Source organism: Rhodobacter calidifons (assembly GCF_011174775.1).
Classification (GTDB): domain Bacteria; phylum Pseudomonadota; class Alphaproteobacteria; order Rhodobacterales; family Rhodobacteraceae; genus Tabrizicola; species Tabrizicola calidifons.
Map to the genome: position 1 here is coordinate 1 of NZ_JAANHS010000042.1, position 2,778 is coordinate 2,778.

The following is a 2,778-nucleotide window of genomic DNA, read 5'->3' on the forward strand; positions in this document are numbered from 1 at the left end:
GCCCGCCGTGGCTGCATGATCAGGCCCTGACCTCTCCGAGGGTCGGCGCTCCTACACCACGTCGTGGGACACTATCGGTGCCGCTGCGGGGCGGCTGGCTGGGTGGTCCTGCGCCCGAGGCACCCGCGCCGAAGAAGTCTGTGCTGGACTGGGACCTGTAAGCTATTCCCGGAACCCGGGCTTCTGCGCCCAGGCCCAGGCATCGCCGATCATCTGCCGCAGGGTCGAGCGGCGGGGCTCCCACCCCAGCTCCTGGATCGCATGGGTCGAGGAGGAGACCAGCGCCGCCGCATCGCCCGGGCGCCGGTCGCCGATCACCACCGGCACCTCGCGGTTGGTTACAAGACGGCTTGCCTCGATCACCTCGCGCACCGAAAAGCCGCGGCCCGTGCCCAGGCAATAGACCCCGTTGCCCCGCCCGGACAACAGACGCTGCAAACCCAGCACATGCGCATCGGCCAGGTCCGAGACATGGACGTAATCCCGCACGCAGGTCCCGTCGGGTGTGGGGTAATCGGTGCCGAACACGGTCAGCGCCGGGCGCTTGCCCGCCACTGCATCCAGCATCAGCGGGATCAGATGGGTCTCGGGCACATGCTGTTCGCCGATCTCGCCTTCGGGGTCGGCGCCGGCAACGTTGAAATATCGAAAGATCACATGCGAAATACCGGCGGAAACCCCGAAATCGCGCAGCATTTGTTCAATTGCCAGTTTCGAGCCGCCATAGGCGTTGATCGGGCGCTGCGGCGTGTCCTCGGTCAGAAGCACGCCGTCCTGATCGCCATAGGTCGCGCAGGTCGAGGAGAAGACGAAGTTCCCGACCCCCGCCGCCGCGCAGGCCTCCAGAAGGTTCAGCGCGCCGGTGACATTCACGCGCCAGTACAGCCCGGGGTCCTTCATCGACTCTCCGACCAGCGACAGCGCGGCGAAATGCATCACCGCGACCGGGCGGTGTTCGGCCAGCGCCGCGTCGATCGCGGCGCGGTCCATCAGGTCGCCCTTGACCAGCGGGCCCCATTTCACCGCTCCAGACCAGCCGGTGGACAGGTTGTCGAACACCACCGGCAGGAACCCGGCCCGCGCCAGCGCCTTGCAGGCATGCGCGCCGATATAGCCCGCACCGCCCGTCACCAGGATCCTGTCCGTCATCGCACCCCGCCCGACCCGCTGGAACCATTCGACCTCGGGCCGAGCATTGCGTCGAAATCGCCCCGGTTGTCCAGCCCGTCCCCGACGGAAACGTCACATGAGGATCAGGTCACCCAGGGCAAGGGTGCAACCCTCCTCCATGCTGAAGAGCGCTATGGCATTGGCCGAGGAGCCGCCGTCGAGGTCCAGGAACAGGGCCCGCAGGCTGGTGTCCCAGAACAGCGCCGGCCCGCCGCCGAAACTGTCCGGCAGTTCCGCCCCGGTCTGCCACATCTCTGCCAGCGTCGCCCCGGCCGCGATGCCCAGCGCCGCGCGGTCCAGCACCACCCGGTCGGTGCCCGAGGTGAAGTCGAGGAAGTGATCCGCTGCATCGGGGCTGTCGATCACGAAATGATCCACCCCCGCCCCGCCGTGACAGACATCGCGCCCCGCCCCGCCATGAAGCCAGTCGTTTCCGGCGCCGCCGTACAGATGGTCCGCACCAGAGCCGCCAAACAATGTGTCGGCATCGGCATCGCCCCAGAGCATGTCGTCATCCTCTCCACCGTAGAGCAGATCGTTGCCGTTGCCACCGTAAAGCCGGTCGTCGCCGGTGCCGCCGAACAGGCGGTCGCCGCCATCGCCGCCATAGAGCAGGTCGTCGCCTGCTTCGCCATGAAGCCAGTCGTTGCCGGCCAGCCCCGACAGCGTGTCGTCCCCTTGCCCGGCGATGATCGTGTTGGCCAGGGCGTTGCCGGTCCCGATGACGTCCCCGTCCGAGGTGAAGATCAGGATCTCGAGGTTGGCGCCCAGCGTGTAGCTGGCCAGAGAAGTGCGCACCGTATCGATGCCCGCCCCTGCCGCCTCGACCACGACATCGCCCGTGCTGTCAACGATGTAGGTGTCGTTGCCCGGACCGCCCTCCATCCGGTCCGCCCCGGTCCCGCCGTCCAGCCAGTCGTCGCCCGCACCGCCATACAGCGTGTCGTTGCCTGCCCCGCCGCAAAGGATATCGTTGCCCTCGTTGCCGGAAAGCCAGTCGTCGCCCTCGCCGCCATGGAGCGTGTCGCGGCCCGCCCCGCCCTCCAGCCGGTCATTGCCGAGGCCACCCTCCAGAAGATCGTCGCCGAGACCGCCATACAGCGTGTCGTTCCCAGCCCCGCCCTCCAGCCAGTCGTCACCCTCACCGCCGAAGATCAGGTCATTGCCCTCGCCACCGTAAAGCGTGTCGCGGCCCGCCCCGCCCTCCAACCGGTCATTGCCGAGGCCACCCTCCAGCAGATCGTCGCCGAGACCGCCATACAGCGTGTCGTTCCCCGCCCCGCCCTCCAGCCAGTCGTCACCCTCACCGCCGAAGATCAGGTCATTGCCCTCGCCACCGTAAAGCGTGTCGCGGCCCGCCCCGCCCTCCAGCCGGTCATTGCCCGGGCCGCCCTCCAGAAGATCGTCGCCAAGACCGCCATACAGCGTGTCGTTCCCCGCCCCGCCCTCCAGCCGGTCGTCACCCTCACCGCCGAAGATCAGGTCATTGCCCTCGCCACCGTAAAGCGTGTCGCGGCCTGCCCCGCCCTCCAGCCGGTCATTGCCCGGGCCGCCCTCCAGAAGATCGTCGCCGAGACCGCCATACAGCGTGTCGTTCCCCGCCCCGCC

At 68.3% G+C, this 2,778-nt stretch carries 1 protein-coding gene and 1 pseudogene; both read right to left on the reverse strand.

Going from position 1 to position 2,778, the window contains the following annotated elements:
- Positions 1–162: 162 nt before the first annotated feature.
- Positions 163–1,149 carry a UDP-glucose 4-epimerase GalE gene (galE, locus tag G8O29_RS18100; RefSeq protein WP_166404589.1) on the reverse strand — a complete coding sequence of 329 codons (987 nt, stop codon included), beginning with the start codon at positions 1,147–1,149 and terminating at the stop codon, positions 163–165.
- A 93-nt stretch (positions 1,150–1,242) separates the two neighbouring features.
- Positions 1,243–2,778: pseudogene (locus G8O29_RS18105) on the reverse strand (calcium-binding protein); the annotation flags it as partial.

Bases quoted from the DNA above. Each gene is read 5' to 3' on its own strand.
- galE (WP_166404589.1), bottom strand. From the start codon at position 1,149: ATGACGGACAGGATCCTGGTGACGGGCGGTGCGGGCTATATCGGCGCG.